This is a genomic window from Streptomyces sp. RLA012, from assembly GCF_056270325.1.
Genome location: NZ_JBWDPA010000002.1, coordinates 10,742,564 through 10,768,569, shown reverse-complemented (window position 1 = coordinate 10,768,569; position 26,006 = coordinate 10,742,564). Strand labels below are relative to the sequence as shown.

24 protein-coding genes are annotated in these 26,006 nt (G+C 69.7%); 12 read left to right on the top strand and 12 right to left on the bottom strand.

Translation table 11 applies throughout. The features are described from left to right. Positions 1-92 precede the first annotated feature (92 nt). The 3 genes from RV986_RS49105 to RV986_RS49095 all read left to right on the top strand — a co-directional run bounded on the left by RV986_RS49105 (position 93) and on the right by RV986_RS49095 (position 2,369). On the top strand, positions 93-1,382 hold the full coding sequence (locus RV986_RS49105; RefSeq protein ID WP_475923592.1) for an MFS transporter: 1,290 nt from the start codon (positions 93-95) through the stop codon (positions 1,380-1,382). Positions 1,383-1,719: 337 nt separating this feature from the next. Beyond that, entirely contained in the window at positions 1,720-1,980 is a 261-nt protein-coding gene (locus RV986_RS49100) for a hypothetical protein (RefSeq protein WP_475923591.1), read from the top strand. Positions 1,981-2,039: 59 nt separating this feature from the next. Then, entirely contained in the window at positions 2,040-2,369 is a 330-nt protein-coding gene (locus RV986_RS49095) for an antibiotic biosynthesis monooxygenase family protein (RefSeq protein WP_475923590.1), read from the top strand. A gap of 344 nt (positions 2,370-2,713) precedes the next feature. Here the strand turns inward: RV986_RS49095 and RV986_RS49090 are convergent, their stop codons facing one another. Then, on the bottom strand, positions 2,714-3,565 hold the full coding sequence (locus RV986_RS49090; RefSeq protein WP_475923589.1) for a helix-turn-helix transcriptional regulator: 852 nt from the start codon (positions 3,563-3,565) through the stop codon (positions 2,714-2,716). 87 nt (positions 3,566-3,652) lie between these two features. Between RV986_RS49090 and RV986_RS49085 the strand changes: the two genes are divergently transcribed. After that, on the top strand, positions 3,653-4,456 hold the full coding sequence (locus tag RV986_RS49085) for an SDR family NAD(P)-dependent oxidoreductase (RefSeq protein WP_475923588.1): 804 nt from the start codon (positions 3,653-3,655) through the stop codon (positions 4,454-4,456). A 47-nt stretch (positions 4,457-4,503) separates the two neighbouring features. Here RV986_RS49085 and RV986_RS49080 read toward each other — a convergent pair whose 3' ends face one another. The 3 genes from RV986_RS49080 to RV986_RS49070 form a co-directional block, all read right to left on the bottom strand. Continuing rightward, the gene (locus RV986_RS49080) at positions 4,504-5,034 is read right to left on the bottom strand and encodes a GNAT family N-acetyltransferase (RefSeq protein WP_475923587.1); all 531 of its coding nucleotides are present in this window, start codon (positions 5,032-5,034) and stop codon (positions 4,504-4,506) included. Positions 5,035-5,243: 209 nt separating this feature from the next. Beyond that, complete coding sequence (locus RV986_RS49075) at positions 5,244-6,173, bottom strand: pyridoxamine 5'-phosphate oxidase family protein (protein WP_475923586.1); 930 nt, start codon at positions 6,171-6,173, stop codon at positions 5,244-5,246. 117 nt (positions 6,174-6,290) lie between these two features. Then, positions 6,291-6,899 (bottom strand): CGNR zinc finger domain-containing protein, encoded by a 609-nt coding sequence (locus RV986_RS49070; protein WP_475923585.1) that lies wholly within the window; start codon positions 6,897-6,899, stop codon positions 6,291-6,293. 233 nt (positions 6,900-7,132) lie between these two features. On the opposite strand from RV986_RS49070, the gene RV986_RS49065 reads away from it, so the two are divergent. Further along, positions 7,133-7,993 carry a DUF427 domain-containing protein gene (locus tag RV986_RS49065; RefSeq protein WP_475923584.1) on the top strand — a complete coding sequence of 287 codons (861 nt, stop codon included), beginning with the start codon at positions 7,133-7,135 and terminating at the stop codon, positions 7,991-7,993. Positions 7,994-8,047: 54 nt separating this feature from the next. Here RV986_RS49065 and RV986_RS49060 read toward each other — a convergent pair whose 3' ends face one another. Continuing rightward, positions 8,048-8,347 (bottom strand): CGNR zinc finger domain-containing protein, encoded by a 300-nt coding sequence (locus RV986_RS49060; RefSeq protein WP_475923583.1) that lies wholly within the window; start codon positions 8,345-8,347, stop codon positions 8,048-8,050. 86 nt (positions 8,348-8,433) lie between these two features. Between RV986_RS49060 and RV986_RS49055 the strand changes: the two genes are divergently transcribed. Continuing rightward, positions 8,434-9,303 (top strand): alpha/beta fold hydrolase, encoded by an 870-nt coding sequence (locus RV986_RS49055; RefSeq protein ID WP_475923582.1) that lies wholly within the window; start codon positions 8,434-8,436, stop codon positions 9,301-9,303. A 136-nt stretch (positions 9,304-9,439) separates the two neighbouring features. Here RV986_RS49055 and RV986_RS49050 read toward each other — a convergent pair whose 3' ends face one another. Together RV986_RS49050 and RV986_RS49045 are read right to left on the bottom strand one after the other, a co-directional pair. After that, positions 9,440-11,977: a non-ribosomal peptide synthetase gene (locus RV986_RS49050; RefSeq protein ID WP_475923581.1), complete on the bottom strand. Its 2,538-nt coding sequence runs from the start codon at positions 11,975-11,977 to the stop codon at positions 9,440-9,442. Positions 11,978-12,034: 57 nt separating this feature from the next. Continuing rightward, on the bottom strand, positions 12,035-14,788 hold the full coding sequence (locus RV986_RS49045; protein WP_475923580.1) for a Pls/PosA family non-ribosomal peptide synthetase: 2,754 nt from the start codon (positions 14,786-14,788) through the stop codon (positions 12,035-12,037). 426 nt (positions 14,789-15,214) lie between these two features. On the opposite strand from RV986_RS49045, the gene sbnA reads away from it, so the two are divergent. Beyond that, a complete protein-coding gene (gene sbnA, locus RV986_RS49040) occupies positions 15,215-16,201 on the top strand; it encodes a 2,3-diaminopropionate biosynthesis protein SbnA (protein WP_475923579.1) in 987 nt (328 codons plus the stop codon). 672 nt (positions 16,202-16,873) lie between these two features. Here the strand turns inward: sbnA and RV986_RS49035 are convergent. Then, a complete protein-coding gene (locus RV986_RS49035) occupies positions 16,874-17,629 on the bottom strand; it encodes a peptidoglycan-binding domain-containing protein (RefSeq protein WP_475923578.1) in 756 nt (251 codons plus the stop codon). Between the two features lie 138 nt (positions 17,630-17,767). Here RV986_RS49035 and RV986_RS49030 point away from each other — a divergent pair, with 138 nt between their 5' ends. The 3 genes from RV986_RS49030 to RV986_RS49020 all read left to right on the top strand — a co-directional run bounded on the left by RV986_RS49030 (position 17,768) and on the right by RV986_RS49020 (position 20,890). Beyond that, positions 17,768-18,091 carry a hypothetical protein gene (locus tag RV986_RS49030; RefSeq protein ID WP_475923577.1) on the top strand — a complete coding sequence of 108 codons (324 nt, stop codon included), beginning with the start codon at positions 17,768-17,770 and terminating at the stop codon, positions 18,089-18,091. Continuing rightward, a complete protein-coding gene (locus tag RV986_RS49025; protein ID WP_475923576.1) occupies positions 18,088-18,240 on the top strand; it encodes a hypothetical protein in 153 nt (50 codons plus the stop codon). The genes RV986_RS49030 and RV986_RS49025 overlap by 4 nt, the downstream gene beginning before the upstream one ends. 160 nt (positions 18,241-18,400) lie before the next feature. Then, the gene (locus tag RV986_RS49020) at positions 18,401-20,890 is read left to right on the top strand and encodes a SpoIIE family protein phosphatase (protein ID WP_475924691.1); all 2,490 of its coding nucleotides are present in this window, start codon (positions 18,401-18,403) and stop codon (positions 20,888-20,890) included. A gap of 30 nt (positions 20,891-20,920) precedes the next feature. On the opposite strand, the gene RV986_RS49015 is transcribed toward RV986_RS49020, so the two are convergent. From RV986_RS49015 to rpmF, 3 genes are all read right to left on the bottom strand, one after another. Further along, a complete protein-coding gene (locus tag RV986_RS49015; protein ID WP_475923575.1) occupies positions 20,921-21,313 on the bottom strand; it encodes an SCO5389 family protein in 393 nt (130 codons plus the stop codon). 330 nt (positions 21,314-21,643) lie between these two features. Next, positions 21,644-22,606 carry an ATP-binding protein gene (locus RV986_RS49010; RefSeq protein ID WP_475923574.1) on the bottom strand — a complete coding sequence of 321 codons (963 nt, stop codon included), beginning with the start codon at positions 22,604-22,606 and terminating at the stop codon, positions 21,644-21,646. Position 22,607: 1 nt separating this feature from the next. After that, on the bottom strand, positions 22,608-22,778 hold the full coding sequence (rpmF, locus tag RV986_RS49005) for a 50S ribosomal protein L32 (RefSeq protein ID WP_475923573.1): 171 nt from the start codon (positions 22,776-22,778) through the stop codon (positions 22,608-22,610). A 206-nt stretch (positions 22,779-22,984) separates the two neighbouring features. On the opposite strand from rpmF, the gene RV986_RS49000 reads away from it, so the two are divergent. Further along, positions 22,985-23,665: a DUF6445 family protein gene (locus tag RV986_RS49000; RefSeq protein ID WP_475923572.1), complete on the top strand. Its 681-nt coding sequence runs from the start codon at positions 22,985-22,987 to the stop codon at positions 23,663-23,665. Positions 23,666-24,159: 494 nt separating this feature from the next. Next, positions 24,160-24,540 carry a luciferase domain-containing protein gene (locus tag RV986_RS48995; RefSeq protein ID WP_475923571.1) on the top strand — a complete coding sequence of 127 codons (381 nt, stop codon included), beginning with the start codon at positions 24,160-24,162 and terminating at the stop codon, positions 24,538-24,540. Positions 24,541-24,683: 143 nt separating this feature from the next. Here the strand turns inward: RV986_RS48995 and RV986_RS48990 are convergent, their stop codons facing one another. Then, entirely contained in the window at positions 24,684-25,940 is a 1,257-nt protein-coding gene (locus RV986_RS48990; RefSeq protein WP_475923570.1) for a glucarate dehydratase family protein, read from the bottom strand. Between the last annotated feature and the right edge of the window lie 66 nt (positions 25,941-26,006).

Below are 26,006 nucleotides of genomic sequence, written 5' to 3'. Positions count from 1 at the left end.
TGTTCGCCCCAGTCCACCCCCACCGAAACCCATCCCTACGGAGTGGCCGGTTCGGAGTGTCGGTCGGCTCGGGCTGCATAAAGTACCCGGCCGTGACTGTCTCTTCGAATGAGGCGCCGCTGTGGCGCGACCGGCGATTCGTCCTGCTCACCTCCGCGCGGGTCGTCTCCGTGCTGGGCAACGGCTTCGCGCGGGTGGCGCTCGCGTTCGCGGTGCTCGCGCTGCCGGGAGCCGGTCCGGGTCGGCTGTCGCTGGTGCTGGCCTGCCAGGCCCTGCCGCAGCTGGTGTTCATCCTGCTCGGCGGGGTGGTCGCGGATCGGATGTCGCGGTCCCGGCTGATGGCTGTGGCCGATGTGCTGGGGGCCGGGGCGTATGCGGGGCTGGCCGCGATGGTACTGACCGGTCATGCGCCGCTGGTGGCGATGTGTGTGCTGGCGGCCGTGGCGGGAACGGCGACGGCCCTGTTCGCTCCGGCGATGGACGGCATAGTGCCGCTCGTGGTGCCCGCGGACAGGTTGCAGCAGGCCAACGGTCTGCTGCGCGTCGGCACCAACAGCTCGCTCCTCCTGGGTCTGGCGCTGTCGGGGGTGACCGTGGCGCTGGCCGGCGCAGGCTGGGCGCTGGCGCTGAACGCCGCGTCCTTCGTGGTCAGTGCGATGTTGACGGCCCGGCTACGGACGACGGCGCGGCCGCCGAAGAGGTCGTCCGGCTGGGCCGACCTGCGCGAGGGCTGGCACGAGTTCTCCTCCCGGCAGTGGCTGTGGGTCGTGGTCGCCCAGTACGCGATCGTGATCGCCGCGCTCAACGCCAACGTCGGGGTCCTGGGGCCGCTGAGGGCCGAGCACGATCTGGGCGGGGCGCGGGCGTGGTCGGTCATCGTGGCCGCGCAGGCGCTGGGCACCGTCGCCGGTGCGGGTCTCGCCGCCCGGGTGCGGGTGAAGCGGCCGATTCTGGTCGCCGTGACGGCCACGTTCCCGGCGGCTGTTCCGATCGCGCTGCTCAGCGTCCGGGCTCCGGTGTGGCTGATCGCAGCGGCCATGTTCTGCGCCGGAGTCACCGGGGACATCTTCGGGGTGCTGTGGGCCACCACGATCCAGCGCGAGATTCCCGAGGAAGTCCTCTCCCGTATCAGTTCCTACGACTGGTTCGGCTCACTCGCCTTCGCCCCGCTCGGGCTGCTCGTCGCCGGGCCGGTGGCCGCCGCCATCGGCGTCGGCCGGGCGCTGGCCGGATGCGCGGCCCTGGTCGTCCTGGCCACGGCAGCGGCCCTCCTCTCACCCCAAGTACGCACTCTTCGCGCCGCTGCCATGCCGTCCGACACAGGGGACTCGATTCCAGCGAAGGCGGTCGACCACCCGGTGGGCGAGGGGACGGAAGCCTGAAGCGCCATGCCCGCCCGCAGAGAGCCGGCGAGGACGGTCGCATCGCCCGACGACTGCCGTCGGCCAAGGCGTTGGACACCTCGTCTCCGATCTGGCTGGTTTGATCTTCCGCCCTCAGACCGCGCTCAGTAGGCTCCCCATGCCCAGGCACCACCGACCCGGGCACCACCCAAGCACGGTCGAGAAACGGGGAACTATGAGACGCCACGCTGTTGGAGCGACGGTGATCGCGGCCTTGACCGCCACCATCACGGCAGTCGCGGGCCTCGCACACGCGGATACGAGTGATGAACTCCTGCCGCATCCGGGCCCTGAAGGAGTGCTGTGGATACCTTCCATGACCGGCGACAACGCGGCGGTGTCGAGCGGCCTCGACGGACGCAAGCCGACCACGGTGACCGTAGCCTGCCTGGGCGGAGGTGAACTGACGGTGACGGTGGAACCGGCCAGTGTGTCCTTCCCGGTGACCTGCCCGGCGGACACGGTGACCACGGAAGCCCGGACAATCGACGCCGGAATGAGCGGCTCCTTCTCCGTGGCCATCGACACCTCGGCACCGACCATCCGCTGGGGCCTCACGGTGACCCAGCCCGACTGACCTCCGGCCGGGTCCCGAGCCGCTCCTCGTCTTCGACCGCCATACGGCAGGATGGGGCCATGAGCGTAGTCAAGATCAACGTACTGGCCGTTCCCGCCGAGCAGCGGGAGACCCTGGAGAAGCGCTTCGCCTCCCGTGCTCACGCCGTGGAGAACTCCGACGGGTTCGAGTGGTTCGAACTCCTCCGTCCCGTCGAGGGCACCGACAGCTACCTCGTCTACACCCGGTGGCGTGACGAGGAGTCCTTCCAGGCCTGGATGGAGGGCCCCATGAAAGCGGCCCACCAGGGTGGTGACGCGCAGAGCGGCGAGCGTCCCAAGCCCGCCGCGAGCGGGTCCACGCTGTGGTCCTTCGAGGTCGTGCAGCAGGCGGCGCCGACAGGCGCGTAGCCGGGGCGGCGGGACGGTGCGCGACGCGGGCCGACCGCGACTCCCTCCGCACACCGCTCGTCAGCGGACCGTTGCCGGGCCTGCGCGGGTTCAACGCGCAGGCCCGGCCCGGTCGGACGGGACCCGGTGCGGCCTGGAGATCCGAGAACGCTCAGGAAGCGCCGGGCCGTCGTGAGGCACCCGCCCCTCCGTAAGCCGACCCGCCAGAATCCCGCGGGCCTGGGGCGTGTGTCGAAAGTGGTTGCTCAGGATCCGTGCCGTGCAGGGCAGGGCTCGGAAGCGCGCGGGCGATTCTGACCGACGTCGGTTCACATCAGGGGACGCCGAAGTGCGACCGGTGTGACTCAACGGGCGACGTCCATGCGCTGTGTGCCGATGACCGACAGCAGCCGTAGCGCCTCCTCGGAGGGCGAACCCGGGACCGCGGTGTAGATCACGACCTGCTGGTCGCGGTCGGTGATGTCGAGGACGTCGCAGTTGACGGTGACCGGGCCGACCAGCGGGTGCTGGAAGGTCTTGCGCAGGGTGGGCTCGGCGGACACGTCGTGGGACTCCCACAGGCGGGTGAACTCCTCGCTTGCGTCGAGGAGTTCGGCCACCAGCTCGGCCAGCTCCGGATCGTCGGGGTAGCGGGCGGCTGCGGCGCGCAGCCGCTGCGTCGAGGTGCGGGCGAACGCCTCCGCGTCCGACACTCCGTACAGCCGCTGCCCCTGCGTGTGCGGCCCGAGAAAGACACGGCGCACAAGATTGCGGTCGCGTCGCGACAGGGTGGAGAAGTCCTCCATCAGGGCTGCCGCCAGATCGTTCCAGGCGAGTACCTCGACAGTCGCGGACATGACGGTTGCCGCGGCCTGCGGCAGTCGGTGCAGCAGGTCGAGGATGCTCTGCCGTACCTCGCGCGAGGGCCCGGCCGACGGGAGCGGAGGTGCACCGGCGAGGTGGTGGAGATGGTCACGCTCGGCGTCCGACAGGCGCAGGGCCCGAGCCAGTCCGGCCAGCACCTCGTGCGACGGGTGCGGCGCCCGGGCCTGCTCAAGCCGCGTGTAGTACTCGGTCGAGATGAACGCCAGCTGTGCCACCTCTTCGCGGCGCAGTCCCGGGGTGCGGCGGCGCGGGCCGGCGGGTATCCCCACGTCGGCAGGGGTGATCCGCTCGCGTCGCCTGCGCAGGAAGTTCGCCAGTTCTCTTCGATCCACATTCCCAGTGTGTACGGGCGGCGGCCGGCCGATCCAGGTACCGCCGGTGCCTGGATCGGCTTCGCGGACGGGCGCAGGCTCGCTGCCATGGACAACACACCTGTCACCGACACATCCACCGCCCCTGCCGCCCTGGGCCTGCTGGCCGGCAAGGTCGCCTTCATCACCGGTGCCGGACGCGGCATCGGAGCCGCCGCGGCCCGGCTCTTCGCCCGCGAGGGCGCCCGAGTGCTTCTCGCGGCCCGGACGGAGGCCCAGCTGAAGACGGTGGCCGAGGAGGTTCGGGCGGCGGGCGGCACCGCGGAGTACGTGGTGTGCGACCTGGCCGACGCGACCAGCGTGCGCGCCGCCGTGGACCGCGTCGTGAACCTGTACGGCCGGCTCGACATCGCCTTCAACAACGGCGCGACGATCCAGCAGCCCGGCCCGATGGACCAGTTGCCGGAGGCCGACTTCGACCACATCTACGACGTGAACCTCAAGGGCGTCTGGCTGGCCATGGTCGCCGAGATCGCCGCCATCCGCACCACCGCCGGAACGGGAGCCATCGTCAACAACTCGTCCGTCGGCAGCCTGATGGGCAACCCCGAGCTGCCCGCGTACGGCGCGATGAAACGGGCGGTCAACAGCCTCACCGAGTCGGCCGCCGTCACCTACGGCCCGGAAGGCATCCGCGTCAACGCCATCGCCCCCGGCGCCACGCCGACCGAGATGATACGCACCTGGGAAAAGGGGTCACCCGGTCTCCGAGAGCGACTCACCGCGCACATCCCGCTGCGCCGCGCGGCCGACCCCGACGAAATCGCCCAGGCCGCCGCCTGGCTCCTCAGCGACCGCTCCTCCTACGTGACCGGCGCGGTCCTACGGGTCGACGGCGGCGCGCGGGCCTGAGCCGGGGATGGCCTCCGTCCTCGTCATCGGGTCGGTCACACAGGTGCCTACAGAGTGATCCAGTAGCGGCGCTTGACACCCGCGTCGGTGGTGCGCACGTCTTCCAGGACACCACCGTTGCGCTCGATGCTGCGTGCCGATCCGATGTTGTCGTCGTCGCAGGTGACGAGGACCCGGCCCAGTCCGAGCGCACGGGCCTCGGGGAGAACCGCCCCGAGGGCCCACGTCGCCAGGCCGCGTCTCCGGGATGAGGGCCGGATGCTGTAGCCGATGTGTCCGCCCACATCGAGCAGAAAGGCGTTCAGATAGTGCCGCACATCGATGGCTCCCAGATAGCTGTCGTCCTCCACGATCCACCAGTGGGTGGCGTGGACGCGCTCTTCTCCCACGGCAACCGACCTGTCCGACTGCTGCCGCAGTAGCTCGACCCACGCCGAGAAAACCTCGGGGCTGTCGAGGTCGGCATCAGTCGCGAGACGCAAGCCGGTCCCGTCCTGGTGGGCGCCCGGAGACCATTCGTCACGTGCCGCGAGCCATGAGGAATGCAGCTGGTCCGTGGGGACTATCAGTTCAGGCATACGGGCGACGCTAGCACTCGTGCGTCACTCCGTGAGCAGGTGTTTTGCACTGTCCGGATGCACGGCTGGCAGCCCGTCACACCCGCATTGGGCCTGATCACACACAGCGCTGATCGCTTTCGCAACAGACCCTGGGGGGCGAGCGGTGGCTGCCTGGCGCCTGGACGACGTCCGCGTCCAAATGTCCGCGCCCAGGTCTGCCGCCGCCGTCATGCGGCGAGACCGGGGTTGTGGGGTGAGAAGTTCACGGCCTGGGCGCGCAGGGGTGTCCGGCCGGTGCGCACCCACTGGGGATGGAACCGGACGCGGCGGCCGGTGCCACCGTCGTCGCCGGAGGAGCCGGGGGTGACCCACTCCAGTTGGGCCGTACCCGAGAGCTGTAGCAGGGTGCCGTTGGTGAAATCGACGAAGAGCAGGGCGGCTTGTGGGTCGACGGCCATGTTGCCCAGGCTGTTGAAGAGGTTGTTGCCCGCGTAGTCCGGCCACCAGATGGCACCGTCCTCGACCCGGACGAATCCGGGGTTGCCGCCCTTGTGCGAGGTGTCGGTTCCCCGGGTGGGGTGGGTGGTGCCGAGGAAGAACGTGTCGGCCTGCCGGATCATGCGCTCATGCCCGGCGGTCAGAAGCCCGTCCGCCGCCGCTTCTCCCCTCGCTCCGGCCTTGTCTGCTATATCGGCCTTTTCGGCCGGGGCCGGGGTGAGGGTGCGCTGCTGGATGTAGGACGGGCAGTTCCCGAATGCCTGGTCGGCGTCGATGCGCAGGGCGTGGCGTCCACCGGCGGTGAGGGTTCCGTTGACGCGCACTCTTCGCCGGATGGCGAAGTCGATGGTGAGCAGGCCGACTTCCTGCCCGGCAGGCATGTCCTGGAGCGGATCGCCTCCCTGCGGGGCCGCGTGAACCGTGAGGGTGGTGCCGTGTGCGTCCAGGAATCCTGCCTCGCCCTGCAACGGGGAGGTCCAGAGGCGGCCCGTGCCGTCGCGGGCGGTCAGGACTGCGAGGGTGCGGTCGGCGAGAAACCGGGTGATGCCTCCGTCCAGCCGCGGCGGCAGGAGCATCCCTTCGAGCCGGGCGGCTTCGGCCTCGACCCCCGCCCGGTGCTGGACGTCCCGTTCGCCTTCGTGAAATCCCAGACTGTTCATCGTCGCTCCTGTCGGGTCTTGTCCGTCCGATTCAGCCGTGCACGTCGGCCGTGCACGTCGGGTGTGCGTGTGGGCTGTGCGCGTGAGCCGTACGTCTTCCGGCGGCCGGCCCGTGTGTCAGGCGCCGGCGGCCCGGTCGGTGTGGGTGCGCTCGTAGTGGCGGGCGACCCGCGCGCGGTTGCCGCAGATATTGCTCGTGCACCACTTGCGCCGCTTGTTCTCGGCGAGGAAGAGCATCGAGCAGGTCGGGTTGGCACAGCGGCGCAGGAGTCGGAGCCGTTCGGTGTCGGCGAGCAGTCCGATGGCCTCCACGGCGATGGCGGCCAGTGCCGCGTTCCCGCCGTGTTCGGTGTGCCAGCGTTCCTCGCGGCGGATGCCGTCGGCCGTCATGACCAGACGGGGGCTCACGGGAGCCGATGCCGCGGCGGCGTTGATGTCCTCCAGTGAATGGGACCGGGCGTCCCGGCCCTCAAGATGAGCGTCCAGGACGTCACGGATCGCCGCACGCAGTCGGCGCACGGCCGCAGGGTCCGGAACAGGCCCGGGCGGCAGGCTTCCCGACTGCAGAGCCCACCAGGTCGCGGAGGCCTCCGGGGTGCCGATTAGGTCGGTGACCGGTTCGGTCACCGTCATCAGCGTGTCGGCCAGGTCCAGCGCGACGAGCGGTTCACCGCCCATGGGGAACCCGGCGCCCTGCAGCTCATCTACACCCACTCGAATGCTCACCAAGCCACTATACCCATTAGCCCCCCCCGAGCGGAACCTGGAGTCGATCGGCCGATACAGACAGTGAGACGCACGGGCGGGGCGCCTATGCAACGCCCACTTGCGGGAGCTAGCTAATGGTTCTAGGCTCGTTCTATCCATTAAATGCGGGTTCGGTAGCCAAGAAGCCGGGATCACACCGCATCCGGCAGGCACCCACGCAGATCGCCCGCGTTCGACGAAAGGACCGGGCCATGGGACTGTCATGGCAGCAGGGACCGCTCTCCTCCACTGCGCTCGGAAGGTTCCTCACCCCTGAGCCGCTGCCGGAGCGACTGCTCTTCGCGGAGCGGCTGCGCCGCCGGATGAGGGTGAAGTTCGGCGGGGAATGGATCGCGGACAGCGAGGACGTCGTGCTGCTGCACGAGCCGGGACGCTATCCCGTCGCCTACTTCCCGCTCTCGTCACTGCGTTCCGACGTTCTGGAGGCCGGCGGACGCACCACCCAGCACCGTGAACTCGGCGAGACGTCCTGGTTCACCGTGGACGTCGGGGACCGCCGCACCGAACGCGCGGCATGGCAGTTCACCGGGCTCCCGAAGTACGCCGGCGAGCTGGAGGGGCGTGTCGCCTTCGCCTGGAGGGCCATGGACGCCTTCTACGAGGAGGACGAGCGGATCCTCGGGCACGCGGCGGACCCGTACCACCGCATCGACATCCGCGACACCTCGCGCACCCTGGAGGTGCGCTCGGGAGACACGGTGATCGCGCGGACCACCCGGCCGGTGGTGCTGTGCGAGTCCGGGTTCGCACCGCGGTGGTACGTGCCCCGTGAGGACATCCGGGAGAACGAACTCACGCCGGTGGAGGGCCAGACGTTCTGCCCCTACAAGGGGCTGGCCAGTTACTACGACATCGGCGGCGCCAAGAAGGCGGCGTGGTCGTACCGCGAGGCGTACGCCGAGGTCGGACGCGTCGACGACCTGGTCTCCTTCGAGCCCGACAAGGTCGAGGTCCATCTCGACGGTGAGCGGCTGCACCTCGAACCGGGCCAGCAGGTGGTGCCGCACGGGGTCGACCGGGGGCTGGGGACCGACGAGGTCCTCTCCCGCTGAAACCCAGCCCTTCACGGAAGAAGCCCAACCGCCCCAGGCCCGCACCTTCACCCGCTAGTTCTGGGCTTCCTTGATGCGCTGATAGTGGCGTCGGGCCTTCATACGGTTGCCGCACTCGGCCATGGAGCACCATCGGGCGCTGTTGGGTTTGCTTCGGTCGAGAAGGAAGCGTTGACACTCCGGGTTCGCGCAGGGCCTGAGCCGTCCCGGCTTGGTCTCCTGCAGGGCTGCCCAGGTCAGCACCGACTCAGCTGCCATACGGCGGGCGGCGGGTGCCTGAAGCGTCCATTCGAGCTTCCCGCCCGAGACGTCAGGAACGCTGCTGACTCCCTGCAGGAATTCACCCAGGCACACCGGTTCACGCTCGCCTCTCACGACGTCCTGAAGGGCGTCGCGTGCTGGACTCTGACTGACCGTTCAAAGCAATCTTGGAGGTTGATATGAGCAGCGTCGTGCATCACCGCACCGCCACCGTCAACGGTTTGGACGTCTTCTACCGGGAGGCCGGAGACCCCCAGGCACCGGCGCTCGTGCTGCTGCACGGATTCCCGACGAGCTCGCACATGTTCCGGAATCTGATCCCGGCGCTCGCCGACACCCACCGCGTCATCGCGCCCGACATGATCGGCTTCGGACAGTCGGCCATGCCGACGGTCGACGAGTTCGACTACACCTTCGACACCCTCACCGACGTGACCGCCGGCCTGCTGGAACAGCTGGGAGTCGACCGGTTCGCGGTCTACACGCAGGACTACGGGGCGCCCATCGCCTGGCGGCTCGCCACCCGGTCTCCGCGGAGCATCACCGCGATCATCACGCAGAACGGCAACGCCTACACCGACGGTTTCGTCAAGACGTTCTGGGACGGGCTGTTCGCCTACGCCGAGCACCCCACGCCCGAGAACGAAGCCCCCCTCCGCGGAGCCCTGACCCTCGAACTGACCCGCTGGCAATATCTGAACGGGGTCGCGGACCCGAGCCTCGTCAGCCCGGACAACTGGACCATCGATCAGGCGCTCCTCGACCGCCCCGGCAACGACGCCGTCCAGCTCGCCCTGTTCCGCGACTACCCGACCAATGTGGCCCTCTACCCGCAGTTGCAGCAGTACTTCCGCGACAGCCAGGTGCCACTGCTGGCCGTGTGGGGCGCCAACGACGAGATCTTCGGCCCCGACGGAGCCCGCGCCTTCCGGCGTGACCTGCCCGACGCCGACATCCACCTCCTCGACTCCGGACACTTCGCCCTGGAGAGCCACCTGGAGGAAATCACCGGTCACATCCGGGACTTCCTCGCCCGCGTCACCTCCTGACACACACAGCCCGCGTATCCCCGGCGGCGGGCCGGCAGGCCCCGGACCGGCCCGCCCCGTCAACCGTGCCGGCGCAGGTCGAGGAGGGACTCCGGCATCGGGTACGGCACGGTGCTCGCTTCCTTTTCGCTGCGGCTCAGGAGGAGATCGGTGACGGGGTCGTGTGCCGCTGGGGTCCGCTGTCGACCAGGGCGGCGAGGTCGGTGAGTACCGGGTGCGCGGTGACGTCCTTGAGGGAGACGACGCGGTCCAGGGTGATGGCGAGCTTCACCGCCGAGAGGGAGGTGCCGCCGCGGTCGAAGAAGTGGTCGCGGCGTCCGATCCGGTCCTGCGGGACGCCGAGGACCTTCGCCCAGGCGGCCGCCAGCCGCTGCTCGGTCGGTGTGGCCGGCGGCTCATGGCCCTCCTCGGCACCGGCGAGTTCCAGGGCGAGTTCCGAGACGAGTTCCGTGCCGAGCGCCGTCAACGCCTTCTTGTCGATCTTGCCGTTGGCGGTCAGCGGCAGGCTTTCGCGCCAGTGGAAGGCCGCCGGGACCATGTAGGCGGGCAGCGAGGCACCCAGCCGGTCGGTGAGGGTCCCGGTGCCGAGGGGCTTCGGGCCGGAGTAGAAGGCGATCAGGTGCTTGCTCCGGTCGGCGCGTTCGACCGCCACCACCGCACCGTCGCGGACACCGGGGAGACGGAGCAGCGTGTTCTCGATCTCGCCGGTCTCGATCCGGAACCCGCGGATCTTGACCTGGGCGTCTCGGCGGCCGAGGAACTCCAGCTTCCCCGAAGGGTGCCAGCGGCCGTAGTCGCCGCCGAGGTGGAGCCGTGTGCCTTCGCGGTACGGATCGGCCGGATAGGCGGCCCGGGTGCGTTCGGGGTCGTTGATGTAGCCGCGGCCGACGCAGACCCCGGAGAACGCGATCAAGCCCGGGGCGCCCAACGGCACCGGTGCGAGGTGCTCGTCGACGACGTATATACGTACGTTGTTGACCGCGCGGCCCAACAGGACGCGGTCCGGCGCCCGGTCCATCACGTCGTGGTTGGTGTCGTCCGAGGTCTCGGTGAGCCCGTAGGCGTTGACCAGCCGTGTCCCGGGCCGGACGGTGAACCAGCGCTCGGTGAGTTCCTTCTTCAGCGCCTCACCGGTGACCGACACATACCCCAGGGCGGGCAGTGCGCGAGGGCGCTGTTCGAGCTCGGTCAGGACGGCTTCGAGGTAGGAGGGCACGACCTGCAGGACGGTGACCTCGCCGTCGGTGATGGTGTCGAGGAAGCGCGGAACGTCGAGGATGACGTCCTGCTCGACGAGCAGGGTCCGCCCGCCGACCAGCAGTGCGGAGATCAGCTGCCACAGGGAGATGTCGAAGCACTGCGGCGCGGTCTGGGCCACCACCTGTCCCTCGCTGATCCGGAGGTCGTCGATCTTGGCGTAGAGGTGGTTGAGCATGCCGAGGTGTTCGCACATCGCGCCCTTCGGCTCACCGGTGGAGCCGGAGGTGAAGTAGACGTAGGCGAGTTGGTCGGGCGTGACGTGGATACCGAGATCGTCGTCGGATTGGTCTTCTTCGTAAGCCGTACCGACGAAGAGCCTCTCGGCTCCGGGCCGGGAGCCGAGGGCCCGGTCGAGGGTGGCGGTGCTGCCTGGTTCGGTCAGCACCAGGGTGCATGCGGCGCGGGAAAGGGTGGCGGCGATACGTTCGGCCGGAAAGTGCGGCTCGACGGGGAGGTAGACACCTCCGGCCTTGAACACGGCGATGACCGCGGCCAGCCAGTCCAGGTTGCGTTCGGTCACCACCGCGACGACGCCCTCGCGAGCGAGTCCGCGGGCCAGCAGGGCGCGGGCCAGCCGGTTCGCCCGGGCGTTGAGCTCTCCGTAGGTCCACTGCCGGCCGGCGTGCACGGCGGCGATCTCGTCCGGATGCGTCCGCGCCCGGTCCTCGAACAGCTCGTGCACTCTCCGATCGGGCAACTCCCGGACCGGTCCCGCAAGTCGTTCGAGCTGGAACCACAGTTCCTTCGCGGACAGCAGGCTCTGGTGTGCGTGTTCGGCATCGGGGTCGGCGGCGATCAGCGCGAGCGCGGTCAGGTGATATCCGGTGACACGGGCGGCGCTTTCGGCGTCGAGCGCGTCAGTGCGGTAGGTCAGCCGCAGTACGAGTCGGCCGTCGCGGTGGCGGATGCCCACCCGCAGCGCGGTGTCCTCGGTGAGACCCCCGTCGAGCGCGGTGGGATCGAGGACGGTCTCGAACGACGGCCCGGTCAAACCCAGTTCGCGCCTCAGAGCGTCGATGTCCTCGGCCGGCACGTCCTGGTGTGCCCGCAGTTCCGCGGCGACCCGGTGGGTGTTCAGCAGCAGCTCCCGCCATGAGGCGGGGGCCGTGGTGAGCCGGCACGGCAGCGGGCCGCCACCCCCGGCGACGTATCCGGTGGTGATCTCCTGCTCTCCGGACAGTGCCGCGAGCACCTTGGCGTGCGCGGCCAGCAGCAGCGAACCGAGCGGCATCGCCAGCTCGCCCGCCAGTCGGCGCAGCCCGTACACGGTGTCGTGGGGGACCGGTGTCTCGTACTCCCCCACCCCGGTCACCGGGTACAGGGTCCAGCGTAGGGCGGGGGTGAAACCGCCTGCCGTCAGTACGCCGCGCCAGTACTCACGGCCGGTCTGGGTGGGACTCATAAGCGTTGCCATCGGGTCTTTTCCTCTGCTTTTCGTCGGTGTCACGGTGTCAGTTGCCGTCAGATGCCCTCAGTTGCCGCGTACCGGGTCGGCGTGGATGCCGTGGGTGGCGTAGGTGATGTGGGTGGCGTTGTGTTCCCGCCGGCCCTTGAGGCGGGTTTCATCGGCCGCCGTCTCCCGGGCCGGGTTGCCTCCCCACTGGGCGTACGAGGGGATTTCCTCGCCCTTCATGAGGAAGGAGTCGGGGGCGAGCACGGCGCCGTCGCCGATCGTCACGCCGTAGTGCACGAAGGCGCCGACCCCGAGGGTGCAGCCGCTGCCGAGGGCGCTGCGGTCGGACTTGAAAGCGCCGTCCTCCTGCGAGTGGCACTGCATCACGGTCCCCGCGTTCAGCGTGCTGTCGTCGCCGACGGTGACGAGCGTGCGCTCGGGGAAGAAGCAGCCGTCGTCGAAGACCCGCTTGCCGATCCGGGCTCCCAGCAGCCGCCAGACCACGTTCTTGAAGGGGGTGCCGTTGAAGACCTCGATGTAGTGGACCGAGGCCATCTTCCAGAAGCGTTCGTGGCGCCAGAAGGAAGGCTCGTAGATGGAGCAGTACAGCGGCTTCTGCGGCTTGAATCCGGTGGAGGCCCGTTCGATCAGCACGAAGTAGATGACGGTGAAGGTGAGGGTGAGAACGCCGGCCAGGGCGATCGCGAGTGCGCCGAGCGCGGGGTAAAGGCCGACCGCGGCCATGGTGATGAGGGTGATCACGTAGAAGTGGAACAACCGTGCCAGCAGGTACAGGCCGGCGGTCGCGGCATTGTGCCTGTTCTTGGCGGCCAGGCGGCGGCGCAGCTCGTCGCCGGTCTGAAGGTGGTGGAACCTGTTGTCGCGCAGCACCGTGCGCGGGATCTCGAAGCTGGGTGAGCCCAGCAGGCCCACACCTTCGCGTACCGGTCCGTCGATGGGGACCATGACCTTCGTCGCGAGCAGACAGTTGTCGCCGGTCTTGCCCTGTGCGGGGTAGGCGATCTGGTTTCCGAGGAAGTTCCGGGTCCCGATCGACGTACGGGACACACGGAAGGACGTACTTGAGAAGTCGGCGTTCATGAGGGACAGCCCGTCGGCGATCATGGTGCCGCTGCCGACAGAGCTCAGGTACGGGTTCTCGTGGCGCACTTCGGTGCCGAAGTTCGACCCGGTCTGCTGGACGCCCGACAGGTCGTATCCGAGGTAGCGCAGATAGTGGACGATGGCGGAGCTGTCGCCGAAGAGCGTGGTGAGGAACCTCCTGTTGGTGATCAGCGTGATCGCCCGCTGGATGCCGTAGTGGAATCCGTACAGGGGATAGACCTTGCCGGGCCTGATGGCCCGGTGGAGCACTCGCGGGACGGTGCCGACGACCAGGAGGCCGACGAGGACGGCTCCGAAGCAGACGACCAGGGACGTGGCCAGGGCGTCGGTATAGAACGCCGGGCTGGTGAAGGCCACCGTCCGTGGCTCCAGGAGCGACCGAAGCCGGGGGACGTCGGCGAGCAGGATGGTCACGCCGCCCATCGCCAGCGGCAGATACACGAACAGAAGACTCAGCAGTTGCACAACGCAGTAGCGGGTCCTTTTGGCGGTGGCACAGTCGGCGGGGCCGACCGTCCGGTAGTCCACGTCGGTCGGCTGCGCCGGCGAGCCGTGCCGGCGTTCGCCCGCGGGCACCACCTGGCCGGTGTGCAGGGAGGAGGCGTGGCCGAGCTGAGCGCCGTCGCCCATCGAGGTCTCGATGTCGAGGACCGTGTGCTCGCTGACCAGCACGTCGCTGCCGAGGGTGACCGGGCCGGTCTGGATCAGGCCGGCATGGGCTCGGTAGCAGGACATGAGCACGTCCTTGCGGATGACCGTGCCCTCCCCGACCGTGAGCAGGTCGGTGCAGACCGGGATCGTGTGGGAGAGGATCGTGACCCCTCTGCCGATCCGCGCGCCGAGCGCCCTGAGGTAGAGCACGTGGAGCGGTGAACCGGCGAACAGGCGCACAGGGCTGGTGCGGATCAGGGTCTTGACGACCCAGAAACGCAGATAGGCCATGCCCCACAGGGGGAACGCGCCGGAACGCCAGCGGCCGATGAGCGTCCACTTCGCCACGATCGGGAGGGCGCACAGACCCACGAAGACCGCGCCGGCGAACAGGACCGACCGGAGGTAGAGGTCGAACAGGCCCGAACCTGCGGAGATCCACTCATAGCTTTCCTCGGCGACGAGGGCGGCGAGGCAGGAATAGCCCAGGAAGATCAGGAACTGCAGCATTCCGCAGCCGAGGTAGCGCCGTGTACTGGCCGCCGCGGACGCCTTGGTCCGCGCCGGTGCCTCGGTCCGCGTTGCCCCGTCGGGCTGCGCCGCCGCCTCGGTCCGCGTCCCCGCGGCGGTCGGTGTGCGCGCCGGTGCCGACGCCTCCGTCTCCGGTTCCGTCCTCGGTTCCAGAGCCGGGCCCGGAGCCAGGGACGGAGACGGAGACGGGACGGGGGTGGGCGCGGCGTCGGCGAGCGCGGCGTCGGCCAGCGCTGTGGCCAGACCCCGGATGGTGGGATGCTGGTAGATGTCCTTCATCGACACCGAAGGCAGATCCGCCCGTTTCCTGACGCGTGCACAGAACTGGGCCATCACCAGGGAATCGGCGCCCAGGTCGTTGAAGAAGTGACTGTCGGCCGACACCTGCTCAACGCGCGCGACGCCGGCCAGCACCTCGGCCAGCGCCTTCTCGGTGCCGGTCGGCGGGCCGACGCACCCACCGTCTTGGCGGGTCGAGATGTCAGCCGGATCGGCCGTCAAGACCTCCAGAGATTTGCTTAGCACGTGAGCTCCTCGGTGATGTTTCGGTCGGCGTAGTTCGGTGGGCTGGTTCTCTGGGCTGGTTCGGTGGGCTGGTTCGGTGCGGACGGATTCGCGATGTCCGCCTCTCCAGTAGGCCCGGCCGAGGAGTTCATGTCCTGCCCCTGCATTTCGGGGCTTGACGGAATGCACCGGCCTTGATATTTCGACCGCTTTACCGGTCTCGCTCCGTGTTCTCTCGCTTTCTGTGCGTTTTGTCGGGCGAGGCCGCTTATCCTCGAACAGGGGGTATGTCAAGTCCCGAATTTTGGTGGCATGACACGGCTGCCGTGATCCGGGCCTACTGGAGGTGTTCCGGCGAGTCCCCACTCACCGCCGAATTCCTCCCCGAGCCGCACCGAGACGGGTCAGCGGCCGGGAGAACACCCCGTCGCAGTCGAGGAGACAACAATGCCCGTCATATCCGTCCCCCAGGCCTTCAACGAGGACGACCTCTACGTCGACCTTGAGGGAATCGTCGGGCACCGGCTGTTCCTCAAGTGCGAAGGCTTCAATTTCGCAGGATCGGTCAAAATCAAGGCAGCCACCGAAATGGTCGAGGCCGCCGAACGCGACGGTCTGCTGACGCCGGGCTCGGTTCTGGTCGAGTCGTCCTCGGGCAACCTGGGCGTGGCCCTGAGCGTGATCGCGGCCAGCAAGGGCTACCGATTTCTGTGCGTGACCGACTCCCGCTGCAATCTGGCGACCAGGCTGATGATGGAGGCGCTGGGCAGCGAGGTCCACGTCATCACCGAGCCCGACCCCGTCGGCGGCTTCCTCGGCGCGCGCATCGATCACGTCCGCGCACTGTGCGCCTCCGAGGACCGCTACGTATGGCTCAACCAGTACACCAACCCCAGCAACGGCCTGGCCCACTACCGCAGCACCGCCCCGGCCATCGCCCGGCAGTTCCCGGACCTGGATGTGCTGTTCGTCGGGGCCGGCACCACCGGAACCCTGATGGGCTGCGCGCGCTACTTCCGCGAGTGGCACCGGCCGGTACGCATCGTGGCCGTCGACAGCGTGGGCTCGGTGACCTTCGGGGGCACCCCGGCCCGGCGGATGATTCCCGGCCTGGGCACCAGCAGGCGCCCGCCGCTACTGGACGAGTCCTATGTCGACGATGTGGTGTGTGTGGCCGAGGCCGACACCATCCGGGCCTGCCACCGGCTGGCCAGCCACGGGTTTCTCTTCGGGGGGTCCACCGGCACAGCGGTCAGCGGCGCGATGGACTGGCTGGCCGGGCAGGAGGGGCGCGAGCTGACCGCGGTGGCCATCGCCCCGGATCTGGGTGAGCGGTATCTGGAAACCATCTACCAGACCAACTGGGTGCAGGACCTGTACGGCGAGGACGTCCTCGACTCCCGGACGCAGCCCACCGTGCCCCAGCCGGTCTGACCCGTGGGAGGAACCCGTCCTCGCGAGATCGGGGACGCCGGTCCTGAGGGTGGAGGCGGCACGGTACGCCAGGTACCGGGCCGGAGCGCCCGGCCGACCAGTGACCGGGATGTCACACTCGGCCCCCCGTGAACCCTCCTGGCGGCGTGCCGCCCTTCGACCACCGCGGATTCGGTGAGAGCCGTGGCCGGACGCGCCAAGTCGTCCGGGTCGGGCGTCAGTCGGCCGACTGGCGGACCGCGATCGCGTTCGCCACGACCTTGCCGGGAGCCGATCGGAGCGGGATCGGCACTCCGGGGGTTCTCCGCGTCCGCCGGTCGTCTTCTGCGCGTCGCGGCCCGCACCCCGCACATCGCCGGGGTGATCGCCCAGACGCCGAACGTCGGCGGCCCGGCCGCCGCACGCCACGCCGCAACGCCACGCCACGCGTCACCGGAAGCAGCTCGTCCTGCTGCGGCTGCTCGGCCGTGGCGTCCTCGACTCGGTCGGCGGCCTCGTCGGCCGCCCGCCCCTGCTGGTGCCGCTCGGTGGCCCGCCCGGCACCGTCGCCACCCGCCGCCCGCCGCATCGACCTTGCCGCCCCCACGGTTCTCCTGCGTCGCGTAGGTCTCACAGGTCGGCCGGGACGACCTGAGGTCCGTGCCCACCGGCGGGACCTCCGGCCATACGGGACTACAGCGTCGTACGGGATTCGAGGTCGGCGCGGGTGTCGTTGCCGTAGACGCCCGTCTCGTCGCCCCGGATGCCGTACCAGAGCTGGAAGCGCGCGACCGCGGCGGTGAGCGTGGCGTCGTAGGTGCCGTTCGTGGAGCCGCCGTCGTACACGTTCGGGATGCGGAGCAGCCGTTGCTCCAGTTCGGTCACCTCGGAGCCGCTGTCCCCCTCGCGGAGGGTGCCCGCGCCGTCCGGGTCGGCGGCCTGGGACGGTGCCTGGGCGGCGGCCGTCGTGGGTGGGCTGCTCGCGGCCTGCCCGGCCGGGGAACCGCTGTCCGAGTCGCCCGGCAGTACGAACGCGAGAGCGACGCCGACCAGGGCCGCCGCGGTCACCGCGAGGGTGATCGTGGTGCGGCGCGAAGCGGAACCGGCACCATGGCCGTGCCCGCGCCCCGCTTTCGTGGCGTTGCCGAGCCCGTCCGCCGACGCGGTTCGGCGCGTGGTTTCCGACACCCCGCCGCCGACGTAGTCCTCCCCCACCAGGACGGGCGGCAGTTCCTCGGTCTCGTCCTCCACCGGCGGCGGAACGGCCTTCGTCGTGGTGACCGGCAACGGCACCAGTTCGTAGTTCTCGTCCGGGTCGGCCCCCCGCTGCTCCTCGCGCACCTCTCTCAACAGCTCCGCGAGCGCCTCCGTGCGGCGGCGGCGCTGAACATGGGTGGGCTCGATCGCCCGTCGCCTCACGGGCTGCCCTGGTTCGGGCGGTGTCGACACACTGCTCTCCTTCCGTGCGCGCGATCTCACGCCATCCCCGTGGAGTGATACGTGGATATGGGCCCTGAAGTTCAGCGGCGCGGATGGGTCGGGAAATTCGATGGGCATCCTGTCGCGGTCCCGACCCCATGGGATCCGATGAAAACGACGACACAGGCGAACCGGCTCGGACACAGCACGGTCGAGGTCACGCGACTCGGCTTCGGCGGCGGCCCCCTCGACACCTCACCCCACTACGGGATCGGTCACTCCGAGCGCCGGGTGGGCGACCTCCTGCGGACCAAGCCCCGCGAAGCGTTCACGCTGTCGACCAAGGTGGGCCGCCTGCTCGTACCGCAGGATCCCGCCGGCCGCATGGACGAGGGCTTCGAGGCGCCCGCGACACACCGCCGTGTCTGGGACTTCTCCCGCGCCGCCGTGCGCCGCAGGCGGCGATGGCGTTCCCGCTGCTCCATCCCGTGATCGTCGGGATCGTGGTCGGGATGCGCGCGGCCGACGAAGTACGGGCCGACGTCGAGTCCTTCGAGGCCGACGTACCGGCCGGGCTCCGGGACGACCGCCGCGACGAGGGTCTCCTCGCCCCGCGGACCGTCGGCCCCGGGCGCACATGAGCCAAGAAGGCCGCGACGACGGCCCCTCGCCACCTGCCAGGCCCCGGTCCTACAGCGTGAAGAATGGGCAAATATGGGGTAGGACCATCTTCGGGGAGCGGAGAGGGTCGCAGTGGCTGTGAGCGAGGAAAGAGACGTATCGGCCCGCCGGCGCTTCGACATGGCGGATGCCGCACCGCTGCTCCTCGATGCCCATATGACGGTGACCAGCTGGACCGCGGACGCCGAGCGCCTGCTGGGGTACACGCCCGCCGAGGTCCTGGGCCGTCGCGCGGCCGACCTGCTGCCCCCGCAGGACGCGGCACGCATCCCCGAGCTCGCCGAACGGTGCCGCGACGGCGGCGGCTGGGCCGGACTGCTCTCCGCGCTGCACCGGGACGGACACGCGGTCCGGTTGATGGTCCGCGTTGTTCCGATACAGGAGGGCGGCCCGATACGGGAGGGCGGCCCCGTACGGGAGGGCGGCCGGGCGCAGGAGAGCGACGGCCGGACACGAAAGAGCGGTGGGCCGGCACGGTGGGTGGTGCTGCTCGCCGATCTGGCCGACAGCCCCGGCTGGGACATGAGCCGGTCCGTGCTGGAGCGGATGAACGCCCGTTCGCCGGTGGGCATCGCCATCGTGGACATGGACCTGCGGTACGTGTGGTCCAACGCCGCGCTGGAGCAGTTCGGCGGCGGCCCGCCGCAGCAGCGGCTGGGGCGCAGACTCGCCGACGTACAGCCGGGTCTGGACGCCGAGACGCTGGAGGCGCAGATGCGCCGGGTGCTGGAGACCGGCCGGCCGGTCGTCGCCTACGAGCACGTGGGCCGTGTACGGTCCGCGCCGCATCGCGAGACCGCGCACTCCTTGTCGTTCATCCGGCTGGAGGACGACCACGGCCATCCGATCGGTGTGTACTACACCGTCGTCGACGTCACCGAGCGTTACCGTGCCCGGCGGCGGCTGGCGCTGCTGGACCGGGCCGGCGAGCACATCGGGCGCAGTCTGGACGTCGTGCAGACGGCGCAGGAGCTGGCCGATGTCGCCGTACCCGGGCTGGCCGACTTCGCCACCGTGGACCTGCTGGAATCCGTGCTCAAGGGAGCCGAGCCGGTGCCCGGTCCCGTGAATGACACGACCGTGGTGCCACTGCGGCGCGCCGGGCACCAGTCGGTCCGGGCCGGGGTCCCCGAGACCGTCGTCGGGATCGGTGAGGCCGCGACGTACCAGACGGGCTCTCCCCCGGTCCGGTGCCTGGCCGAGGGGCGGTCGTGGCGCGACGAGCGGCTGGACCCGCTGACCAAGGAGTGGGCCGGGGGTGTCGCCGGGGAGCGGGCCGCCTCCTTCCTCGACCTCGGGCTGCGCAGTGTGATGATCGTGCCCATCCTGGCCCGTGGCATCACTTTGGGGATCACCACGTTCTTCCGGCGCGACCGCGAGGAGCCTTTCGACGCGGACGATCTGGCCTTGGCCGAGGAGTTCGTCGGCCGGGCGGCGCTGTGCGTCGACAATGCCCGCCGCTACACCCGCGAGCGTGACGCGGCACTCGTGCTGCAGCGCAATCTGCTCCCGCACCGCTTCCCCGAGCAGGCCGCGGTGGAGGTCTCCGCCTATTACCGGCCCGCGGACGAGCTGACGGGCCTCGCCGGGGACTGGTTCGACGTCATTCCGCTGTCCGGCGCCCGGGTGGCCCTGGTCGTGGGCGAGGTGACGGGACACGGCATCGACGGCGCCGCCGCCATGGGACGGCTGCGGGCCGCCGTACAGACCCTCGCGGATCTGGATCTCTCGCCCGAGGAGGTGCTCGCGCACCTGGACGACCTGGTCAGCCGGGCCGCCCGGGAGGAGGGCACCGGCGCGGACACCCTCACCAGCGGTATGCAGGCCGTCGGTGCCAGCTGTCTGTACGTGGTGTACGACCCGGTGAGCGGGCAGTGCGCCATGGCGGGCGCGGGGCACCCCGCTCCCGCGATCATCGCCCCCGACGGCACCGTCACCTTCGCGGACCTCCCCCACGGTCCCGCGCTGGGCGTCAGCGGACTGCCCTTCGAGGCGGTCGAGTTCACCCTCGCGGAAGGCAGTGTGCTCGCGCTGCACACCGACGGGCTGATCTCCACGGCCCGTACCGGCCGGGACCAGGAGGCGGGCCGGGAGCGCCTGCGGCGCGCGTTGGGGGCGCACCGCCAGCCGTTGGACGGCCTGTGCCGCACCATCGTGGACGATCTCGTGCCGACCCGGCCGTACGACGACGTGGCACTGCTGATGGCCCGTACCCGCAGACTGGGCGCCGAGCGGGTGGCGACCTGGGAGCTGCCCACGGACCCGGCCATGGTCGCCGAGGCCAGGAAGGCGGCCACGCAGCAGCTGACCGCCTGGGGCCTGGACGAGCTGGCCTTCACCACCGAACTGGTCGTGAGCGAGCTCGTCACCAACGCCATCCGGCACTCGGCCGGACCGATCCGGCTGCGTCTGATCAACGAGCACGCCCTGATCTGCGAGGTCTCCGACAGCGGTGCCACCGCTCCGCATCTGCGGCACCCGAAGACGACCGACGAGGGCGGCCGCGGGCTGTTCCTCATCTCCCAGTTCACCCGGCGCTGGGGCACCCGCTACACCCCGGAGGGGAAGGTCATCTGGGCCGAGCAGTCCCTCACTCGGCCCGCGATGTGACGGACGGACGCGGACCAGTACCCGCGTGGTTCAGCAGTCGCGGAACTCGGGTGACTGGTTGAGGATCTGCGAGCGCATCGAGGTGAACCGGGTGTGGGTCGCGCCGCCCCTGCCCTCGGGGCGGAAGACGGCGACGCGGTGGCAGTTCATGAAGGCGAGGGTGACGCCGAAGTGCCGCTCCAGGCTGCCGCGGATCGCGTCGCTGGCGAGCGCCCGCAGCAGCTGACCGCGTTCCTTCTCGGAGGGCGGTGGGGTGTGGTTGTCGGCGAACTCCCCTGTCCCGTCACGGAGTTGGTCGGCGAGGTCGGCGATGAGGTCGTATGCGTACGGCAGGGACGTACGGACGGTTTCCACGAAGTCCGCTTCGCGGACCGGACCGCGTTCGGCTTCGGCGAGCAGCTTCGGGGAGACATCGAGTGACATGGGAGAGGCAGTCCTGTCGCTGGGTGGAAAAGATGGGGCGAATACGAGTGGGTGGTACGGGTGGATGGCACGAAGCCGCGGAACGGATGGATGGCACGAAAGCGCGGAACGGATGGGCGGTACGAGGGCGCGGAACGGATGGGCGGTACGAGGGCGCGGAACGGATGGGCGGTACGAGGGCGCGGAACGGATGGGCGGTACGAGGGCGCGGAACGGATGGGCGGTACGAGGGCGCGGAACGGATGGGCGGTACGAGGGCGCGGAACGGATGGGCGGTACGAGGGCGCGGAACGGATGGGCGGTACGAGGGCGCGGAACGGGAGGGTGGGGTCAGTCGGCGATCGGGTCGAGGGCCGTCGGACCGTGCCGGAAATCGGGGTCGATCTGCGCGGAGAGGTCGCTGCCGGTGGCCCGGTCGGCCCAGGCCGCGGCGTTGCGCAGATGGAAGGCGACGGCGTGTTCCTGGAAGAGCGCCCAGTCCTTCGTACGGGCGTCCAGGGCCGTCCGCATGCGGCGCAGCGCATGGATGGTGTGCGGTTCGAGGTCGCCCGGTGGGCGGCCCTGCTCCCTGGCGCGCACCCAGGAGGAGTGCTGGAGGTATGTCAGGAGGTCGTCGCCGACATGTTCCTTGAGGAAGAGCAGGTCGTCCTCGCCGGTGACCTTGTTGCCGATCACGGCGATGGGGATGCCGAACTCCTCGGCGTGGTCGCGGTACTGGCGGTAGACCGAGACGCCCTTGCGGGTGGGTTCGGCGACCAGGAAGGTCATGTCGAACCGGGTGAACAGTCCGGAGGCGAAGGCGTCGGCACCGGCGGTCATGTCGACGACGACGTACTCGCCGGGGCCGTCGACCAGATGGTTGAGGTAGAGCTCCACCGCTCCGAGCTTGGAGTGGTAGCAGGCCACGCCGAGATCGCTCTCGTCGAACTCGCCGGTGACCATCAGCGGTACACCGCCCACCGGTTGGAGGTGCGGGGTGTGCACCGCGTCGTCGTCGAGGAGACGCAGCAGGCGCGAGCCGCGGCCCGGTGGAGTGGTCTTGATCATGGCCTCGGACGAGGTGATGCGTGGGTTGACGCCGCGCAGGTGGTCCTTGATCTCGCCGAGCCGTGCGCTGAGGGGCGGGGCGGTGAAGGTCTCGTCGTCGCCGAGGCCGAGGGCCTGGGCGAGATGCTGGTTGATGTCGCCGTCGATGGCGACGACGGGCGCCCCGGAGTGCGCCAGATGACGGGAGAAGAGGGCTGACAGGGTGGTCTTGCCGCTGCCGCCCTTTCCGACGAAGGCCGCGCGCATGTCAGGCCTCCAGGCGCAGCAGGCCGCGCTCGTAGGCCTTGGCCAGCCGCTGCGGCACCAGGTGCGCGGTGCCGTCGACCGCGATCGGGACGAGTTGCGCGGGGGCGGCCTTCCAGCGCGCACGGCGATGACGGGTGTTGCTGCGGGACATCTTGCGTTTGGGAACGGCCATGTCGGTCTCCTCGGTAGGTGGACGCCGCCCACGCTATCTGAAAATGGATCTCATTTCCAAGCGGCGCGCGAAGTGTGTACGGAGGTGCACCGGCGCGCCGACACCCTTGTGACCAAGCGAAGTTGACAGATTGTTGACCAATTCCTTGGTGAGTGGTGACCAATTCCTTGGCCAGTGGTGACCGACGCCGCCCTAGGGTCTGCCGCATGTCCTCACACCCCCCACGGACGCCGGCTCTTCCTGTCCTCCCCTATCGCAAACCGACTCGTGACCGGGACTACTGGGTCTTCGACGACGTGCTGCCCGACGCGGATGCCGTCCGGGCCCGGTGCCTGGCCAAGGACGACTGGGTCAAGGGCTACCCGTACACCTCGGAGAGCTGGCCCGGCCTGCGGACGATGCCGGGACTCGAACCGGGCGAACTGGCCCGTGTGGAGCGGCTGGTGAAGAAGGCCACCGGTGCGAAGGAGCTGTGGGTGCAGAGCACGCCGTCCGGGGGCACGCTCAACCACAACTGTGTCCAGGTGGTCGGCAAGGGCGAGGGCGAGCCGCGCCCGCACACCGACTCCCGCGCGCTGTGCCGGTACGCCGCGGTGCTCTATCTCAACCCGGTCGTGCCCAAGGGGTGCGGGACCAGCTTCCACCGGCAGAGCCTGCCCGGCGGCCGGCTCGGCGGGAACGTGGTGGCGGCTCCCCACAACAACCTGGTCGACGCGCTGGGTACGCGGTTCGTGCCGCCGAACTCCTTCGTCGAGGACCTCGAAGTCCCCCATCGCTACAACCGGCTGCTCCTCTACCACGCCAACCTGATGCACAGCGCCACCGATTACTGGGGCAGCACCATGGAGGACAAGCGGATGACGGCGGTCTTCTTCTGGATGGCCTGAGCCACCGCACGCCGCTGGAGCAGTCGGCCGCCCTGCTGCACGGCGGGCCCGCGATCACCGGTTCCGGCGACTCCATCGAACTGCCACGCGGATCCCACTGGGCCGCCGCGCCGGACCACCCCTCCGAGTGCGCCGTCGCCCGCCCCCCGGGGAACACGGGCCGGCGCTGATGCAACGGCCCCGGGATCCGACCGTGCACGCGGGACAGCCGGCCACCCCCGCTCAAGGCCCTCGACCGGACCTGAGCCGCCCCGGCGCCCTGGCGCCCACCGTGGTCTCAGCACTGGGATCAACGCCGCCGAGCCCCTCCCCGCCCCGGGAAAGAAGTGACCACGGGTACGGGATATGACGCTCGTTCTTCGCACGGTGGAGGCGCCCGGCTCGGAAAAACACTTGCGCCTTATACACCTATTTTCTGACATGCGAACACTACGGCTCAGTTACGACGCCCTCAAGTCCTGGTGGACGGGCGGTGAGCTGGTCATGATGGGGGCATGACGTTGGCCTTGCGTGCCATGACGCAACTGGCGAGCTGGCCGGACCTCACGGAGGCCCGACCGAGCTGCGGCACGGGGCGGGCGCTGTGTTCGGCACAGGGCGAGATCGTGCATTTCCATTCGGATCACGACGTCGACCTGCACCTCACAGCCCGCGCCATTCGCCGTTTCGAGGATCATCTCAGGGGCGCGACCGCGGTCCGAATGGTGCCCGGTTCGCGATGGGTGACCATGCGGCTGGAGGTCCACACCGACATCGACCTCCTCCTGACACTGGTGAGCCTCGCCCTGCTGGCCCACCAGACATGGCCGGTTCCGGGCGACTCACCGGCGGCGCACTGCAACGACCGCCGCAGTACGGTACTTCCAACGGGCTGAACGCTTCCCCGTTCGGCACGCGGGACGCTGCCGCCGACCGGTGTGCGGCCGACGGCCGGTTGCTCACCGTCGACGACCACGCGCTCGCCAGGGTGAGCACGTACGGCGATGACATCCCCGGACCTCGCCTTGTCCACGCCGGGTCACCACCGCGGAAGTCGCGGCTCGTACTCGGGGTGGACACGCCGCATGTAGCCCGTGTCGTCGCGGGTGCGCAGACCGGAGGCCAGGTAGCGGCGGTGCAGACGTTCCAGGGCGCCGTGGTCGAGTTCGACGCCGAGCCCGGGACCGGTGGGGACCTTGACCGCGCCGTCGCGCAGCTCCAGGACACCGGGGACTATCACGTCGTCCGCAGAGTTCCACGGGTAGTGGGTGTCGCAGGAGTGGTCGAGGCGGGGGATGGTGGCGGCCACATGGGTCATCGCGGCGAGACTGATGCCGAGGTGGGAGTTGGAGTGCATGGACAGACCGATACCGAACGCCTCGCAGACGGCGGCGAGTTCACGGGTGCGGCGCAGTCCGCCCCAGTAGTGATGATCCGTCAGCAGTACCTGGATCGCGTTCTGTTCGATCGCCGGACGCAGGTGTTCCCAGGCGATCACGCACATGTTGGTGGCCAGTGGCACGGGTGACGTCCTGGCGACCTCGGCCATGCCCGGGATGGTCGGGGTGGGGTCCTCCAGATATTCGAGTACGCCGTCCAGTGCGCGGGCGACACGGTGCGAAGTCTCCACGGTCCAGGCCGTGTTGGGGTCCAGGCGGAGCGGGCTGCCGGGGAAGGCCTCGGCGAGTGCCCTGATCGCGGCGATCTCCTCGTCCGGCGGGAAGACACCACCCTTGAGTTTGAACGACTCGAATCCATACCGTCGGCTCATCATCCTGGCCTGCTCGACGATGCCCGCCGGGTCGAGGGCCGCGCCCCAGTCGTCACCGATCGCCGGACGGCCGTCGAGCGCCGGGTGTTCGGCCCACTTGTAGAAGAGGTACGCGGCGAAGGGCACGGCATCACGGACCGCGCCGCCCAGCAGATCGCTGACGGGCCGTCCGGTGAGCTTGCCCTGCGCGTCGAGGCAGGCCACCTCGACGGCGGAGGTGATCCAGCCGCGCTCGTGGGAGCCGGGCACGGTGGGCAGCAGGGCGACGTCGATCGCGGCGGTGACGGCGGTGGTGTCGAAGACGTCCATGCCGACGACCACCTTCGCGGCGGCCAGCAGCCGTTCGAGCCGGACGTCACCGCCGGGGGTCTCGCCGAGACCGACGGTGCCGTCGTCCAGGACGAGCTGCAGGACGCAACGCAGTGCGAGGGGCTCGTGCACCCCGCTGGAATTGAGGAGCGGCGGGTCGCTGAAGGCGATGGGTGTGACGACGAGTTGAAGGATGCGGCTGCCGGTCGAGCTCATGTGCGGACTGCCTCCAGGTCATGGTCGGTCGGCCGCACCGGTCGAGCCGGTCGAGCCATGCGCGGC

Excerpts from the sequence above, each read along its gene's own strand:
- RV986_RS49100 (WP_475923591.1), top strand. The coding sequence starts at position 1,720 with ATGACCGGCGACAACGCGGCGGTGTCGAGCGGCCTCGACGGACGCAAG.
- RV986_RS49095 (WP_475923590.1), top strand. The coding sequence starts at position 2,040 with ATGAGCGTAGTCAAGATCAACGTACTGGCCGTTCCCGCCGAGCAGCGG.
- RV986_RS49085 (WP_475923588.1), top strand. The coding sequence starts at position 3,653 with ATGGACAACACACCTGTCACCGACACATCCACCGCCCCTGCCGCCCTG.
- RV986_RS49080 (WP_475923587.1), bottom strand. The coding sequence starts at position 5,034 with ATGCCTGAACTGATAGTCCCCACGGACCAGCTGCATTCCTCATGGCTC.
- RV986_RS49075 (WP_475923586.1), bottom strand. The coding sequence starts at position 6,173 with ATGAACAGTCTGGGATTTCACGAAGGCGAACGGGACGTCCAGCACCGG.
- RV986_RS49065 (WP_475923584.1), top strand. The coding sequence starts at position 7,133 with ATGGGACTGTCATGGCAGCAGGGACCGCTCTCCTCCACTGCGCTCGGA.
- RV986_RS49055 (WP_475923582.1), top strand. The coding sequence starts at position 8,434 with ATGAGCAGCGTCGTGCATCACCGCACCGCCACCGTCAACGGTTTGGAC.
- RV986_RS49050 (WP_475923581.1), bottom strand. The coding sequence starts at position 11,977 with ATGGCAACGCTTATGAGTCCCACCCAGACCGGCCGTGAGTACTGGCGC.
- sbnA (WP_475923579.1), top strand. The coding sequence starts at position 15,215 with ATGCCCGTCATATCCGTCCCCCAGGCCTTCAACGAGGACGACCTCTAC.
- RV986_RS49030 (WP_475923577.1), top strand. The coding sequence starts at position 17,768 with ATGAAAACGACGACACAGGCGAACCGGCTCGGACACAGCACGGTCGAG.
- RV986_RS49020 (WP_475924691.1), top strand. The coding sequence starts at position 18,401 with ATGGCGGATGCCGCACCGCTGCTCCTCGATGCCCATATGACGGTGACC.
- RV986_RS49015 (WP_475923575.1), bottom strand. The coding sequence starts at position 21,313 with ATGTCACTCGATGTCTCCCCGAAGCTGCTCGCCGAAGCCGAACGCGGT.
- RV986_RS49010 (WP_475923574.1), bottom strand. The coding sequence starts at position 22,606 with ATGCGCGCGGCCTTCGTCGGAAAGGGCGGCAGCGGCAAGACCACCCTG.
- rpmF (WP_475923573.1), bottom strand. The coding sequence starts at position 22,778 with ATGGCCGTTCCCAAACGCAAGATGTCCCGCAGCAACACCCGTCATCGC.
- RV986_RS49000 (WP_475923572.1), top strand. The coding sequence starts at position 22,985 with ATGTCCTCACACCCCCCACGGACGCCGGCTCTTCCTGTCCTCCCCTAT.
- RV986_RS48995 (WP_475923571.1), top strand. The coding sequence starts at position 24,160 with ATGACGTTGGCCTTGCGTGCCATGACGCAACTGGCGAGCTGGCCGGAC.
- RV986_RS48990 (WP_475923570.1), bottom strand. The coding sequence starts at position 25,940 with ATGAGCTCGACCGGCAGCCGCATCCTTCAACTCGTCGTCACACCCATC.